The organism is Amaricoccus solimangrovi (genome assembly GCF_006385685.1).
GTDB lineage: Bacteria > Pseudomonadota > Alphaproteobacteria > Rhodobacterales > Rhodobacteraceae > Amaricoccus > Amaricoccus solimangrovi.
Genome location: NZ_VFRP01000016.1, coordinates 65,811 through 79,563, shown reverse-complemented (window position 1 = coordinate 79,563; position 13,753 = coordinate 65,811). Strand labels below are relative to the sequence as shown.

15 protein-coding genes are annotated in these 13,753 nt (G+C 67.6%); 10 read left to right on the top strand and 5 right to left on the bottom strand.

Annotation, left to right across the window (positions count from 1 at the left end):
* Positions 1-70: 70 nt before the first annotated feature.
* The 3 genes from FJM51_RS15470 to FJM51_RS15460 all read right to left on the bottom strand — a co-directional run bounded on the left by FJM51_RS15470 (position 71) and on the right by FJM51_RS15460 (position 3,014).
* The gene (locus tag FJM51_RS15470; protein WP_140455045.1) at positions 71-796 is read right to left on the bottom strand and encodes a GntR family transcriptional regulator; all 726 of its coding nucleotides are present in this window, start codon (positions 794-796) and stop codon (positions 71-73) included.
* 73 nt (positions 797-869) lie between these two features.
* Positions 870-1,967, bottom strand: coding sequence for a LacI family DNA-binding transcriptional regulator (locus FJM51_RS15465; protein ID WP_140455044.1), 1,098 nt, complete (start codon positions 1,965-1,967; stop codon positions 870-872).
* A gap of 96 nt (positions 1,968-2,063) precedes the next feature.
* Positions 2,064-3,014: a sugar ABC transporter substrate-binding protein gene (locus tag FJM51_RS15460; RefSeq protein ID WP_140455043.1), complete on the bottom strand. Its 951-nt coding sequence runs from the start codon at positions 3,012-3,014 to the stop codon at positions 2,064-2,066.
* A gap of 216 nt (positions 3,015-3,230) precedes the next feature.
* Between FJM51_RS15460 and FJM51_RS15455 the strand changes: the two genes are divergently transcribed.
* The 8 genes from FJM51_RS15455 to FJM51_RS15420 all read left to right on the top strand — a co-directional run bounded on the left by FJM51_RS15455 (position 3,231) and on the right by FJM51_RS15420 (position 10,090).
* A complete protein-coding gene (locus FJM51_RS15455; RefSeq protein WP_140455042.1) occupies positions 3,231-4,391 on the top strand; it encodes a Gfo/Idh/MocA family protein in 1,161 nt (386 codons plus the stop codon).
* A 4-nt stretch (positions 4,392-4,395) separates the two neighbouring features.
* Positions 4,396-5,349, top strand: coding sequence for a sugar phosphate isomerase/epimerase family protein (locus tag FJM51_RS15450; protein WP_140455041.1), 954 nt, complete (start codon positions 4,396-4,398; stop codon positions 5,347-5,349).
* 24 nt (positions 5,350-5,373) lie between these two features.
* On the top strand, positions 5,374-6,432 hold the full coding sequence (locus tag FJM51_RS24450) for a Gfo/Idh/MocA family protein (RefSeq protein WP_140455040.1): 1,059 nt from the start codon (positions 5,374-5,376) through the stop codon (positions 6,430-6,432).
* Positions 6,429-6,908, top strand: a complete 480-nt coding sequence (locus FJM51_RS24445; protein WP_233713139.1) for a Gfo/Idh/MocA family protein — start codon at positions 6,429-6,431, stop codon at positions 6,906-6,908. The genes FJM51_RS24450 and FJM51_RS24445 overlap by 4 nt, the downstream gene beginning before the upstream one ends.
* A gap of 384 nt (positions 6,909-7,292) precedes the next feature.
* Positions 7,293-7,781 carry a peptidase associated/transthyretin-like domain-containing protein gene (locus FJM51_RS15435; protein WP_140455038.1) on the top strand — a complete coding sequence of 163 codons (489 nt, stop codon included), beginning with the start codon at positions 7,293-7,295 and terminating at the stop codon, positions 7,779-7,781.
* Between the two features lie 5 nt (positions 7,782-7,786).
* Positions 7,787-8,398 carry a ferric reductase-like transmembrane domain-containing protein gene (locus FJM51_RS15430; protein WP_233713138.1) on the top strand — a complete coding sequence of 204 codons (612 nt, stop codon included), beginning with the start codon at positions 7,787-7,789 and terminating at the stop codon, positions 8,396-8,398.
* Between the two features lie 100 nt (positions 8,399-8,498).
* On the top strand, positions 8,499-9,083 hold the full coding sequence (locus FJM51_RS15425; protein WP_140455037.1) for a type II 3-dehydroquinate dehydratase: 585 nt from the start codon (positions 8,499-8,501) through the stop codon (positions 9,081-9,083).
* A 77-nt stretch (positions 9,084-9,160) separates the two neighbouring features.
* The gene (locus FJM51_RS15420) at positions 9,161-10,090 is read left to right on the top strand and encodes an SMP-30/gluconolactonase/LRE family protein (protein WP_140455036.1); all 930 of its coding nucleotides are present in this window, start codon (positions 9,161-9,163) and stop codon (positions 10,088-10,090) included.
* Positions 10,091-10,238: 148 nt separating this feature from the next.
* Here the strand turns inward: FJM51_RS15420 and FJM51_RS15415 are convergent, their stop codons facing one another.
* Positions 10,239-10,856 carry an FMN-dependent NADH-azoreductase gene (locus FJM51_RS15415; RefSeq protein ID WP_140455035.1) on the bottom strand — a complete coding sequence of 206 codons (618 nt, stop codon included), beginning with the start codon at positions 10,854-10,856 and terminating at the stop codon, positions 10,239-10,241.
* Between the two features lie 111 nt (positions 10,857-10,967).
* Between FJM51_RS15415 and FJM51_RS15410 the strand changes: the two genes are divergently transcribed.
* Complete coding sequence (locus FJM51_RS15410; protein WP_140455034.1) at positions 10,968-11,852, top strand: LysR family transcriptional regulator; 885 nt, start codon at positions 10,968-10,970, stop codon at positions 11,850-11,852.
* A 105-nt stretch (positions 11,853-11,957) separates the two neighbouring features.
* Positions 11,958-12,365 (top strand): MFS transporter, encoded by a 408-nt coding sequence (locus FJM51_RS15405; RefSeq protein ID WP_140455033.1) that lies wholly within the window; start codon positions 11,958-11,960, stop codon positions 12,363-12,365.
* 119 nt (positions 12,366-12,484) lie between these two features.
* Here FJM51_RS15405 and FJM51_RS15400 read toward each other — a convergent pair whose 3' ends face one another.
* The gene (locus FJM51_RS15400; protein WP_140455032.1) at positions 12,485-13,720 is read right to left on the bottom strand and encodes an NYN domain-containing protein; all 1,236 of its coding nucleotides are present in this window, start codon (positions 13,718-13,720) and stop codon (positions 12,485-12,487) included.
* Positions 13,721-13,753: the final 33 nt, after the last annotated feature.

The window sequence follows — 13,753 nt, the reverse complement described above, 5'->3', positions numbered from 1 at the left end:
GAGCCAGATGGTCTTGAGGGGGGTGCCGATCGCGGACGGAATTGTCGTTCCCGCGAGTCGAGGGGGAGGGTCAGAGGCCGGCGGGCACGTCCATGCCTTCGGGCGCCGCGTAGGCCGCCATGTTCCGGCGCGAAAGATCGAGATGGGCGCGCGCGAGACGCGCGCTTTCCTCGGGATCGTGCCGGGCGATGGCTTCGACGATCGCGTCGTGCTGGCCCGCTGCCAGGTCGAGCTGATCCCGCGCCGCCGGGTCGTCGCGGAAGAAGGTCCGGCCGATGCGCGCGTGATCGATCAGAAGCCGGGTCAGGCTCGGCATCAGGTAATCGTTGCGGGCGATCCGGCCGATCTCGAGATGGAACTCGTTGTTCGCGAAGATGCGCGCGTCAACGTCGGTATCGACCGCGGCCTGGCGGAAGGCGCGCTGGATCGCCCTCAGCCGTTCCACATCGGCGGAGGTCGCCCTCTCGGCCGCCAGCTTCGTCGCGGAGATGTAGATCATTGGAGCGACGAGGAAAAAGTCGCGGAGCGCGTTGAAGTTCATCGAGGTCACGCGCGCGGGGCGATTTGCCTCGAGCTCGATATACCCTTCTCCCGCCATATGCCGCATCAGCTCGCGGACCGGCGGACGCGACAGGCCGAATTCCTCGGCCAGCGCCACCTCGTCGAGGATCGCGCCCGGAGCGAGCCGCATCGTCAGGATGCGGCGACGCAGCGCCGCGCCGAGAACCCCCTTCCTGTCCAGCGTGGTGGCCACGCCGCTGCCTGGAACCGTTCCGTCCGCCCGTTCCGACGCCATCGGCGAATCTCCACCATCTTCGAGTAGACAAATAAAATACTTATTGTAGAACATCAATCCCTAACTCAGGGGATCATGGGTCGTCCCCGACCGCCCGTCGCGACCGCGCCGTCACGACCCGATGCTCGGGCTTCCCAACGGGCAGGTTGCGGGGCGTGTAGAGCGTGACCGGCACGTGGGACTCGTAGGGCGGATGAAGCTCGCCGGGCTCCGCGTGGCCGAAATGGCTCAGGATCACATCGATCGCGAATGCCGCCTGCAGATCGGGATTCTGGTCGAGGGCGAAGGTCATGCGGCCGTCGCGCAGCATCGGGATCGTGTAGGGGGTGAGCTCGTGGCCGATGAAGAGCGGCGGCGCGCGGAACAGGTTCGAGCCGATGACCGCGCCGATCGCGCGGTTGCCGGCGCCGACGTTGTAGAGCGCGTGAACCGGCGCGTGGCGCGGGATCGCGCGGCGGAGCAGGAGTTCGGAAGTTTCGGCGTCGTCGCCGCCCTCGAGGATCTCGGCGATCCGGGCGCCACCATGCGCGGCGATCTCCTCCGAGAAGCCGCGGATCCGCTCGGCGTGCGACTGGATGCCGAAATGCGCGCGGAGGACGAGCACGGTCCCGCCCGCCGGCAGCATGCGCGTGAGCAGGAAGCCGGCCGTCCGTCCCGCTGCGTAGTGATCGGTTCCCGCGTAGGCCAGACGCGGCGTGCCCGGCAGGTCGGAGATGACGGTCACGATCGCCGTGCCCCGGGCGGTCGCCTGAGCGACGGCGGCCCGGATCTCGGGATGGTCGGGCGCGTAGACGACGATGGCCTCGCTCCGGGAGTCGCGGATCCGCGCGGCGAGCGCCTTCGGATCGTCGGAACGGGGAATCGCGCGGTGGATCACCACCGAGCGGTCGACCCGTCGGGCGAGGCGCGCGAAACTCTCGTTCATGCGCGCGATGAGCGATAGTTCCGGGCGGGGCAGGATGACCTCGATCCGCAGGGCACGGCGATGGAGGTCCGGGAGCGTCCGCCTCAATCCGAGCATTCGGGCGGTGGTCAGGATCCTTTCCGCCGTCTTTGCGCTGACATTGCCGCGTTCGTTCAGGACGCGGTCGACGGTCGCGATGCCGACGCCGGCCTCGCGGGCGACGTCGTCGAGCGTCGCGCGCCGGCGGGAAGCGGGCTTGTCCGACACGTGATCCTCCTCGCCTTGGTGGCCCGGGAGGATAAACCTCGGATCGCCGGCGAAAAAGAGGGCGGCCGGGTGCGCCGGCCGCCAGTGGGGAGGACGTTACTTGCTCAGGTCCCGGTCCATGTTCCCGGGCGTGACGAGCTCGAACGGGATCCAGTTCTCGACCGGCACTTCCTCGCCCGCGATCAGCGCCTTCGCGGCCTTCACCGCGCCCGCGCCCTGGCCGGCGGCGTCCTGGAAGACCGTGACTGCGAGATCGCCCGCCTGCATCGCCGCGAGCGCGTCCTGCGTCGCGTCGATGCCGGCGACCTTGATTTCACCCTCATCGGTGCCGACCGGCTGACCCGCGGCCTTCAGCGCCTGGATCGCGCCGAGCGCCATCTCGTCGTTGTTGGCAAGTATCGCGTCGAAGTCGTAGCCCGCCGAGAGCCAGTTCGTCGTGATGTCCATGCCCGAGGTGCGCATCCAGGTGCCGGGCTGCTCGTCGATGATCTCGATGCCGGAGCACTCGGGCGTGGCGAAGACGTCGCGCACGTCCTGGCTGCGGACCCGCGCCGCCTCGTAGGCGAGGTCGCCCATCAGGAGCAGCGCCTTGCCCTGGCCGCCGAGCAGCGCGCAGATGCCCTCGGCTTCCAGCTTTCCCGAGTCGAGTTCGTTCGAGGCGACGAAGACCACCTTCGGCGGCAGCGACGCCTCGATCGGCGGGCGGTTGACGTAGACGAGCGGGATGCCGGCCGCGGAGACGAGCTGCGTCATCTGCGTCGTGGCGGTCTGGTCCACCGGGTGGATGATGATCGCGTCGACGCCCTTGGCGATCAGGTTCTCGACCTGGCTGAGCTGGCGGCCGATGTCGAGCTGCGCGTCCTCGAAGCTCAGTTCTATGTCGGCGTCCTCGGCGTCCATCTTCGTCATCGCATCGCGCAGGATGGTGAGCCAGGTGTCGTCGAAATTCGACATGGCGACGCCGATCTCGGCGGCGGGAGCGGTCGTGGCGGCGGCGGTGGCGAGAAGCGTCGCGGCGAGCGCGCCGGTGGCGAGGTGTCTGAGCATGTCTCCCCCTTGATTGGCCGGGCGTCCGTGCCCCTCGGCCTTGATTGCTTTCCGCGTCTTGGCGGTGGCGGAGGTGTCGCCCGGATCAACAAACCACGCCACCGCCGGACTGATGGTTTCCCATCAGTTTTCGGATTCCGCCCGCGCCGCTTCGCAAGCATGTTCCCGCCAGCCGCCGGGCAAGCGCGGCGGGGCGTGCGACGCCGGGAGGGGAAAATGACCACGGGAATTGCCATCATCGGCGCGGGCATGATCGGCGCCGCGCATGCGTCCGGCTACCGGACCCATCTGCCGCGCACCGGGCTCGATGCGCGGCTCGCCACCGTCTGCGACATGTCGGCCGACCAGGCCGGGTCGCTCGCGAAGACCTGGGGCTTCGAGCGGACCGCCTCGGACTGGCGCGAGGTGATCGACGATCCGGCGATCGGGATCGTCTCGGTCTGCCTGCCGAACTTCCTGCACGGCGAGGTCGCGCGCGCGGCGCTCGCGGCCGGCAAGCATGTGCTCTGCGAGAAGCCGCTCGCGACCACCCTGCCGGACGCGCTTCGAACGCGGGACGCGGCGCGGGATGCCTCGGGGATCTCGGGCACGGTCTTCAACTACCGCCGGATCCCCGCGGTGGCCGACATCCGGGCGCGGGTCGCCTCGGGCGAGCTCGGGGATCCGGTGCAGATCACCGTCTTCCATCAATGCGATTACGCGGCCGATCCGCTGCTGCCGCACAGCTGGCGCTACGAGTTCGAGCGCGCCGGGCCGGGCGCGCTCCTGGACGTCGGCACCCACGCGGTCGATCTGGCGCGCTTCATCATGGGCGACGTGGCGGAGGTGACGGGCGCGGTCTCGACGATCTCGATCCCGGAGCGGTTCCTGCCGGCGGGCGCGACGGTCGGCCACGGCCATGTCGCGCTCTCCGACAGGACGGCCAAGGTCGAGAACGACGACGTGACCTCGGCGCTCTTGCGCTTCGCGAGCGGCGCGCAGGGCTTCGTCACCGCCTCGCGCGTCGCGGTCGGCACCGGCAACCGGGTTCAGGTCGAGGTCTACGGCACGAAGGGCACGGCGCGGTTTTCCAACGAGACGCCCTCGCATTTCGATCTCGCGGTGAGGGACGGCTCCGGCCCGGCGCCGTTCCGGCGGATGCTGAACCGGCCCTCCTCGCCCGGCATCAATCTCGCGGCGGTGCCGCATGACCTCGTGCCGATCGGCTACGCGGAATCCTTCGGCTTCATGATCCACGAATTCCTGACCGCGGTGGCAGAGGGCCGCCCGTTCGGGAACGGCTCGATCGAGGACGGCTACCGCGCCGCGCAGGTGCTCGACGCGATCCACCGCGCGGCCACCACCAACGCCCCCGTGGCGATCGACTGGCGGGACTGAGACCATGAAGATCGGACTGAACACCGACAGCCTTGGCGCGCTCTCGCTCGAGGAAACGCTCGACGCCGCCGCCGAACTCGGGCTCGACACGGTCGAATTCGGCCTCGGCGGCTGGAGCTCGGCGCCGCATGTGGATATCGCGGAGCTTCTGGGCTCCGAGGCGGCGCGGGACCGGCTCACCGGCATGCTGCGCGAGCGCGGCCTCGCGATCTCGGCGCTCAACGCCTCCGGCAACCCGCTGCATCCGGGCGAGATCGGTCCGGCGGATGCGAAGCTCGCCCATGACGCCGTGGCGCTGGCGAAGCTTCTCGGCGTCTCCCGCGTCATCATGATGTCGGGCCTGCCCGGTGGCGGACCCGAGGAAAAGACGCCGAACTGGATCACCTCCTCCTGGCCGCTCGAAGCCATGGAGATGCTCGAGTGGCAATGGACAGAGCGGGTGATCCCGTTCTGGCGCGAGCTTGCGAAGGCGGGCGAAGCCGCCGGGGTGCGCTTCTGCGTCGAGAACCACGGCCGGCAGTGCGTCTACAATCCCGAGAGCTATTTCCGGCTGCGCGAGGCCATCGGCCCGGCGGTGGGGATGAACTTCGACCCGAGCCACCTGATCTGGATGGGCGGCGATTCGGTCGCGGCCATCGAGGCGCTCGGCACGGAGCATATCTATCACTTCCACGGCAAGGACACCCGGATCGAGCCGGAGGCCCGCGTCAACGGCACGCTCGACGTGAAACACGTGACGCCGGTCGTCGGCCGGACCTGGAACTTCGTCCCGCTCGGCCATGGGCTCTCGCGGCGCGGCTGGCTCGAAGTCGTCATGGCGCTGCGCCGGGCGGGCTATGACGACGTGATCTCGATCGAGAACGAGGATTATACGCTGGAGACCCGCGCGGCGATCGAGGAGAGCGTGCAAACGCTGCGCTTCGCCATCGCCGAATCCGGCCGCCGCCTCGGCCTCTGACCCCTCTCATTCAGGACAAACCCGATGACTCTTGAACCCGTCCGCTGGGGCATCCTCGGCGCCGCCCGCATCGCCGAGGGCGCCGTGCTGCCCGGCATGACCAGGAGCCCCGCCTGCGCGCCGGTGGCGCTCGCCGCCCGCGACGAGACCCGCGCCCGCGCCATGGCCGACAAATTCGGCATCCCGAATGCCTATGGCTCCTACGAGGCGCTGCTCGCCGATCCGGAGGTGGAGGCGGTCTATGTCGCGCTCCCGAACCATCTCCACGTCGAATGGGTGGCCAACGCGGCGGCGGCCGGCAAACATGTGCTGGTCGAGAAGCCGATCGCGCTCACCCGCGCCGATCTCGCGGCGCTCGAGGGGCTCGATCCGTCACTCAAGGTCGCCGAGGCCTTCATGGTGCGCCACCAGCCGCGCTGGCAGGCGCTCCGCGCCAAGATCGCGAGCGGCGAGCATGGCGCGCCGCGCACGGTGTCGAGCCTGCTCTCCTTCATGATGACCAACGCCGACGACTTCCGGACCCGGCCCGAATGGGGCGGCGGCGCGATCTACGACCTCGGCTGCTATACCGCGATGGCCGCGCGCTTCGTGTTCGGCCGCGAGCCCGAACGCGCCTTTGCCACCTGCGCGCGCGACGCGCGCGGCATCGACATGTTCTCGAGCGTGATCCTCGATTTCGGCGCGGGCTGCCACGCGATCTTCTCCGTCTCGCTCGCCGAGGCCTCGTCGCAGTCGCTTCAGGTGGTCTGCGAGCGCGCCTTCATCGAACTGCCGAAGGCCTATGTGCCCTCGCGGACCGAGCCGAACCTGATCCATGTCGATCTCTCGGCCGACCACGCGAAATCCGACCTCGCCACGCTGAGCTTCGACGCGCTCGACCAGTACGAGGCCGAGGTGACGAACTTCGCACGGGCGGTGCGCGGCGAGGACGCGCCGTTCTACGGGCTCGACGACGCGCGCGCCAACATGGCCTGCGTGGATGCGATCTTCGCCTCCGCCGCCTCGGGCGGCTGGGCAAAGGTGGACCCGGCGCGCCCGACATCGGCTATGCCTCCCGCTCGGGCGGGATCTTCCGGGACATGACGATCCACGACCTCGACATGGCGCGCTTCCTCCTCGGCGAGGAGCCGGTGAGCGTCTCCGCCCATGCCAGCGTGCTCGTCGAGCCGAAGCTCGCGGAGATCGGCGATTTCGACAGCGCGACGGTGATCCTCGAGACCGCCTCCGGCAGGCAGGCCGTCATCTCCAATTCGCGCCGCGCCACCTACGGCTACGACCAGCGTGTCGAGGTGCATGGCTCGCTCGGCGTCGCCAATGCCGAGAACCAGCACGAACGCTCCGTGGTGATCGGCACCGCCGGGGGCTATTCCCGCCCGCCGCTCCTCAACTTCTTCATGACGCGCTACACCGCCTCCTACGCCGGCGAGATCGCGGCCTTCATCGACTGCCTCGTGAACGGCACACCGGCGAACCCGAGCGGCGCCGATGGCGTCGCCGCGCTCCGCCTCGCGGATGCCTGCGCCCGTTCGGTCACGGAAAAGCGGCGGGTCGAGGCCTGACCGGCAAGGCGGAACGTTTCGCCTCCCGCCGGCGCGCAGGGTCCCTGGTGACTCCTCATGATGACCGGGCGCGGGAGGCCTTCCGGCGGGAAGCTTTCGCCTCCCACGCGCCGTGTTCCGGGCCGGAGTCTCATGTAACCCCGCGCGGTCGAGGCGACCTGCGCGGCTGCGTGGACGAGTGTTGCGACCGGCCGGCGCTCCCGGCCTCGCCGCCGGGGCCGCCGAGGTCCTCGCGCGGCGCCTGGCTCGCGAAATCGTGGGCCGGTTTCGCGGGATCGCGCGGTTTTGCCCGCTTTGGCCCGCGCCGCGCTGGCGGTAGGATCGAGGGCGGAACGGGGATCACCGTTTTCGCGACCCGGAGCACGCAAACGGGAGGAAATTCGCATGACACCGGTCCTGTACGATCGCCGAAGCCTCCTCGCGGGCGGCGGCGCGCTGTTGCTCACGGGCGTAGCGGGGCTGCTTTCGCCGTTTCGCGCGGAAGACCTCGCCCCCACGCGGTCGATGCGCGGCGGCGCCAACAACTACCTTCCCGGGGCGCCCGTGGTCGAGCGGATCGGCGGTGGCGGCTTCTGGATGTCCGGCACCGTCCGGCGCGCGGGCGATGGCACTCCGCTCGCGGGGCAGCGCATCCAGATCTGGGCGCATACGACCGAGGGAAGCGAGCGCGACCCGTGGAGCCACGGCGCCACGCTCACCGACGCGGCCGGGGCCTTCCGGCTCGAGATGCCCCGGATCGTTCCGGCCTTCGGGCAGCCCCATGGTCATCTCGCCTATGACAGCGGCGACTTCGAGACGGTGTTCCTGCGGCCGGTGATGAGGAATGCGCGGCAGCGCGCCCTGGAAGCGCATTTCGTGCTGCGGCCGGTCTGACGCTCTTGGCAACCGGGCCGGCCCACCGGATCCGCGCGGGCCTCGTCTGGGCCGTCGTCGCGCTGGTTACCGTCGCGCCGCTGCTCGCGGCCGCCGCGAGCCCGCTTCTCGAATGGCGCGAGCCGGTCTACGTCGTGGCGGGCTTCGCCGGGATCGTCGCAATGGCGCTGCTCCTGGTCCAGCCCCTGCTCGCGGCGGGCGCGCTGCCGGGGCTGGCGGGCCGTCGCGGGCTCCGGTCGCACCGCTACGCGGGCGCCGCGGCGCTGGTCGTGGTGCTGGTCCACGTCGCGGGCCTCTGGATGACCAGCCCGCCCGACGTGATCGACGCGCTCACCTTCACGGCTCCCACCGCCTTCTCGGCCTGGGGCGTGATCGCGATGTGGGCGCTCGTGATCGCGGCGCTTCTCGCGGCCTTCCATCGGAGGACGCGGCTCTGGCATCTCGCTCACAGGATGCTCGCGCTCGTGATCGCGATCGCAAGCGCGGCTCACGCGCTGCTGATCGAAGGTACGATGGAGCCCGTCTCCAAGGTCGCGGCCTGCGCCGTGATGGTCGTCGCGACGGTCGCCGTCGTCGCCCGGGTCAGGATCCGCGCGGCGGGAGGGATGTCTCGCTGACCAGGCCCTTCGCCCGGCTCCGTCGCCGGGTCGGAGTTCCGCCCGTCGCTCGCCTCGGGTCCGCCGCGGACGCGCCAATCTTCCGGGCGCCGCGCGCGAGATGGCCAGACCGGAGGACGCGCATCCGGTTCCGCTTTCGCTGGCGATGCCGCTGCTGGCGATGTTCATCGCCTTCCTGGCGCGGATCGCCTTCCGCTACCCCTTCAACCTCCCGATCGGCTGGACCTCGGAGGCGATGGACGCGGACGGCGGCATCGTGATCAATCCGGCCGGACCGAGCTTCCGCTCCATCCCGCTCGTCGACGCCCCGAGCATGGTGACGGCGCCCGTCATCGAGGTCCATCTCTCGAACATCCACGCGCGCGACGAGCCGCACCGCCATTCGCTGGTCTCCGCGCTCGCGAAGGGCGTCATCGCCGGTCTCGGCGCCCGGGCTATCCGATCGCGGTCCGTGCCCTCAGCGCGATTCTGGCTGACCGATCCGGGGCGGATCGAAGGAAGTGCCCCGACGCGGCCGACTCCGGTCCCCCGGGCGCGTCGGAGGGAACAGGCTCGCCGGGAGCGGATGTTGCTTGTTCGCGGAGAGGGTGTTCCGGACACGTACCCGACGGCCTCGTCGCCCCCCCTGACCCGGATGGCCCTTGGCGCCTACCGAATATGCTTGCGCGATGGCCTCTCGTCGTGAGGATGCCCGCGCGAGTGCTCGCGCCGAACCCGGAGCGCGGGTGCCACGATAGGAACACGAAGGAAGGGAGGTCGCCGATGTGGCAGCCGGCGGAGAGCTACCCCGATCCGGCGATCGAGGTCCTGGCCGAGGGGTTCCGGGATCTGCTCGTCACCAACGCCGCCATCGAGCGGCTCCATACCGGGCTTCGCTGGGCCGAGGGGCCGGTCTGGTTCGGCGACCTGCGCTGCCTGCTGCTGAGCGACATCCCGAACGACAGGATGCTGAAATACGAGGAGGAGACCGGAACCGTCTCGGTCTTCCGCCGGGGCAACTTCACCAACGGAAACACGCGCGACCGGCGCGGCCGCCTCGTTTCCTGCGAGCACGGGACGCGACGGGTCACCCGGACCGAGACCGACGGCGCGATCACGGTGCTCGCCGACGGCTGCGGGGGCGGGCGGCTCAATTCGCCGAACGACGTGGTGGTGAAATCGGACGGCGCGGTGTGGTTCACCGATCCGACCTTCGGCATCGCGGACTATTACGAAGGCTACCGGGCCGAGCCGGAACTGCCCACCAACGTCTACCGGCTCGATCCCGAAACGGGTGCCCTCGACGTCGTGCTGGAGGGATTTCCGCTGCCGAACGGCCTGGCCTTCTCGCCGGACGAGAGCCGCCTCTATGTCGTCCAGTCCGCGCCGCCCCGGGCGATCCATGCCTTCGAGGTTTCTCCGGACGGGCGCGGCGTCGGCGCGGGCAAGCGGCTGATCGAGGCCGGGGAGGCCGGAACGCCGGACGGGATCCGGCTCGACACGCTCGGCAACATCTGGGCCGGCTGGGGCCGCGGCGAGGGGCTGAACGGCGTCCGGGTGTTCGCACCCGACGGTGAGCCCATCGGCCATGTCCATCTGCCCGAGCGCTGCGCCAACCTCTGCTTCGGCGGACGCTACCGGACGCGGCTCTTCATGGCCGCGAGCCAGTCGCTCTACGCGCTGCACGTCCGGGCAGAGGGCGTCGGATACTGACCGCCGCGCGCTCGCTCCGATCGACCCGAGGCGGAGGAGGGCTCACGAGCCCGCCTCGAGGACGCCGCCGGCGCGGCCGCGGAAGGACGCGCGGCGGGGGAGCGGCGATCCTCTGAAAGCGACGGTTCCATCGGGAGGGGGCCCTCGCCTACGCGGCCAGCGCCGCCGGGCGCCGGACGGCCTCGGCGATCCGCGCTTCCGCCGCCGCGAGGGCGCCCGCGCGTTCCTCGGTGCCCATGGCCAGCTTCTCGGCCCGGATGAAGGTCACGTCGGTGATGCCGATGAAGCCCAGAAGCGTGCGCAGGTGCGGCTCCTGCGCGTCCATCGCCTGAGCCGGACCCTCGCTGTAGAGCCCGCCGCGGGACAGGACCACGAAGGCGCGCTTGCCCCTCAGCAGGCCTTCGGGCCCGGAATTCGTGTAGCGGAAGGTGACGCCGGCGCGCAGCACGCGATCGAACCACGCCTTGAGCGTCGAGGGGATGCCGAAATTGTACATCGGCGCGCCGATGACCAGCGTGTCGGCGGCCTGAAGCTCGGCGATGAGTTCGTCCGAAAGCGACCGGAGCGCCCTCTGTTCCCCGGTCGCCGGCTCCGGCACCAGATCGAGCGCGGTCAGATGCGGCACCGGGGCCTCGCCCAGGTCGCGAAGGCGGACGTTCGTCGACGGGGATCCGGCCCTGAGCGCCTCCACCGTGTCGGAGACCAGCTGGTTCGAGACGGAGGCGGCGCCGAGGGCGCTGCTGGTGATGGCGAGAATGCTGGACATGATGGGAACCTTTCCGAAGTGTTTCGCAGTGTCCCTGCTAATCTGGCGTTGCGCGGCCCGGATCGGAATGCAAGAAATCCACACCAATCCGTTGCATGAAGCGGAACGCGAATGGACGAGATCGAGGATCTGCGCAGCTTCGTCGAGATCGCGAGAAGTCGCTCCCTCAGTCGGGCGGCGGAGGCGATGGGTATCTCGAAATCCATGGTAAGCCGCCGCCTCACGAGACTGGAGGCGGGATTCGGCGCGCGCCTCTTCGACCGCACGACGCGCGGGGTTCGCCCGACGGAGGCGGGCGATGAGCTGATCACCCGTGCCGAGCGCATCCTGGCGGAGCTTGAGGAGGCGCGCGAAGTGGTCGCGGCCCGGAGCGGGACCGTGCTCGGCACGCTGCGGCTCGCGGCGCCGCTGGCCTATGGCGTGCACGCGCTGACCCCGCTGCTGGGCGAGCTGGCGGCGGCCAATCCCGGGCTGGAGATCGAGGTGGACTTCGACGACCGGTTCGTGGACCTGATCGAGAGCAGGTTCGACGCGGTGATCCGCATCGGGACATTGCCGGATTCGAGTTTCATCGCGCGGCGTCTCGCACCGGTCCGCGCCCATTGCGTGGCGAGCCCGGACTATCTGGCGCGCCGCGGACGTCCGGCGCACCCGCGCGATCTCGCCGGGCATGACTGTCTGCGGTACCTCACCAGAGGCGGCTCCGAGTGGGAATTCGTGTCCGCCGGGCGCCGTGTCGGCTTTCGACCCAGGGGCAGGCTCGCCTCCACCAGCGGCGACGCGATCCTGCGATGGGCGATCGCGGGGTACGGCATCGCCTTGCTTCCATCCTTCATGGGAGGCGACGCGATCGCCGGGAAACGGCTGGAAAGAGTGTTGCCGGATTTCCCCTCGCCGGAATCCGCGCTCTGGATCATGCGCCCACCCGGCGGATACGTGCCCGCGAAGGTCAGGGTGCTGACGGATTTCCTCGTGGCGCGTCTCGGTGGCGGCTAGTCCGGCCGACGACCGGCCGCTCCGCGCGACGCGCCGCCCTGGAGGCGTCGCCTTCTCCGTGATTCCCGATGATCCCGGCCCCGACTTCGTGATGAATTACCGACGGTGAAACCCGGCGAGACCGGACGGTTCGGCCGCCGCCCGGTGCTGATCGCCTTCGCGGCCGCCTCGATCCGCTGGGCCTGGCCGAGCCTCGCCTTCCTCTCGCCCGGCATCACGCTGCCCCAGGTGATCCTGCTCCAGACCGTGGCGCTCGTGATCATGACCGGCTACGGCGCCGCCTCCGCCGTCGCCATCGCCGAGCAGTTCCCGGCCGAGGTCCGCGTCACCGGCATAGCACTTCCCTACGCGCTCTCGGTCACGCTCTTCGGCGGCACCGCGCCGTACCTGATCACCGCGATGCACGGCTGGGGCCACGGGCATCTGGTCTGGGTCTATCTCGCGGCGATCTCGGCGGTGAGCCTCGTCACCTACGCGCGGATGCCGGAGACGAAGGGGCAGCCGTTGCGGTAAGGATTGGCTTTCTGGGAGAAAAGGGGGCGCCTCGGGAGGGGCGCCCTTTCGCAAAATCTAGCCTGCTAGACTCGACCAGAAGCGGGGTGGGCAATCGCCATATTTGCAACACTTAGAATTCACTGAAAATTCACCAAAATATCAATATCATTGATCATAAATTTATTATCGGCAATCATGAACCGGATACACCGTCCCGATTTTACAACATCATATTCATGGTACTCGGCGTAGCGATCATTGCTCAGTATGTAGGTATTTTGGTTTTCGTTGGCGAGCTTAAGAATATACTCATCTGCGGCGGTTTTCGTTGGCGCGACGTAAGTTGACACTGTAGACCCTAATGCTCGCTCGATGCCTTGGGTGTCCGTCTTCAATAGAGAACGAATTGATGCATCGAACACTACTGTCGCTTTATAGCGACTAGCCAGCTCCGCAGTCAGAGCAGATATTGCTCGCAATCCTATAAAAGATTGACCCTCGTAGCAAGTGTTGTTCCCATCGATCACGAGGTATTCAATCTTCCTGTCGAACTTCCTGATCTCATCACTGATCCGCCGGTTGATCTTGGAAAGGTTGTTTTCAAGGCTACGAATCTGGCCACTTCTGTCCTTGGTGACATACTTTGGGCTTCTAGTGCCGAATTTCACCTCACATTTCTGATGGATTTGCGCTCGCTCGTAGCTATTGGCAGCTGCGCTGAGTTCTTGGTCAAAACGGTCCGCAGCTGCGATATCGGCGTTCAGGGTGGCGATTGAAGACTTCAGGCGATCGTATTCTTGGATATGCGAACGAATCGTTACTTCGATCCGCGAAAGTTCGGCGCTAGCGGTCGCATAATCTTCTTCAAGCCGTTTAATCTCAGAGCCAAGTTCCGAATACAGCCTTTCAGAATTATCGAGATTAAAATTTGCATGTTGCTTAAGATTACTTCTGGCTCTTCTGGCGCTCTCTATTGTTCTGGAAAGCGCATCCTTATCATTTTTCAAACGCTTTTCAGATGCGGAGATGTCACGGGCAAGACGATCGACCTCCGCCCGTAGCAGCCTCTGCTCTGGAGTAAACATTTTCCAAAAAGCCAGAGGATTAGATTGTCTCGACTTAACCTCTCTGAGTTCTTGAAAAATTTTCTTTTGAATTTTATCTTTATCTGCAATTTTTTTGGATAATTCATTCGCCGTTTCGTCGAGATTATGCACTCTTATATTTTCAAGCTCAGTGTCGAAGGATTTGTAGTGCTCTATGGCCTGTCCGAGCTTCCCGTGCAGTTCTCGCTGAGTCGCGAGCCGGTTAGCAATCTTCGCCGGTCTGGAGCGGTGCACTTGGAGGGAAGCAGGTAAATCATTTGGAGCCATAGTTCTCGATCCAGATAAATTTTTGAATCTTCA

Coding starts and splice junctions, on each gene's coding strand:
- FJM51_RS15470 (WP_140455045.1), bottom strand. CDS start 796: ATGGCGTCGGAACGGGCGGACGGAACGGTTCCAGGCAGCGGCGTGGCC.
- FJM51_RS15460 (WP_140455043.1), bottom strand. CDS start 3,014: ATGCTCAGACACCTCGCCACCGGCGCGCTCGCCGCGACGCTTCTCGCC.
- FJM51_RS15455 (WP_140455042.1), top strand. CDS start 3,231: ATGACCACGGGAATTGCCATCATCGGCGCGGGCATGATCGGCGCCGCG.
- FJM51_RS15450 (WP_140455041.1), top strand. CDS start 4,396: ATGAAGATCGGACTGAACACCGACAGCCTTGGCGCGCTCTCGCTCGAG.
- FJM51_RS24450 (WP_140455040.1), top strand. CDS start 5,374: ATGACTCTTGAACCCGTCCGCTGGGGCATCCTCGGCGCCGCCCGCATC.
- FJM51_RS24445 (WP_233713139.1), top strand. CDS start 6,429: ATGACGATCCACGACCTCGACATGGCGCGCTTCCTCCTCGGCGAGGAG.
- FJM51_RS15435 (WP_140455038.1), top strand. CDS start 7,293: ATGACACCGGTCCTGTACGATCGCCGAAGCCTCCTCGCGGGCGGCGGC.
- FJM51_RS15425 (WP_140455037.1), top strand. CDS start 8,499: ATGGCCAGACCGGAGGACGCGCATCCGGTTCCGCTTTCGCTGGCGATG.
- FJM51_RS15420 (WP_140455036.1), top strand. CDS start 9,161: ATGTGGCAGCCGGCGGAGAGCTACCCCGATCCGGCGATCGAGGTCCTG.
- FJM51_RS15415 (WP_140455035.1), bottom strand. CDS start 10,856: ATGTCCAGCATTCTCGCCATCACCAGCAGCGCCCTCGGCGCCGCCTCC.
- FJM51_RS15410 (WP_140455034.1), top strand. CDS start 10,968: ATGGACGAGATCGAGGATCTGCGCAGCTTCGTCGAGATCGCGAGAAGT.
- FJM51_RS15400 (WP_140455032.1), bottom strand. CDS start 13,720: ATGGCTCCAAATGATTTACCTGCTTCCCTCCAAGTGCACCGCTCCAGA.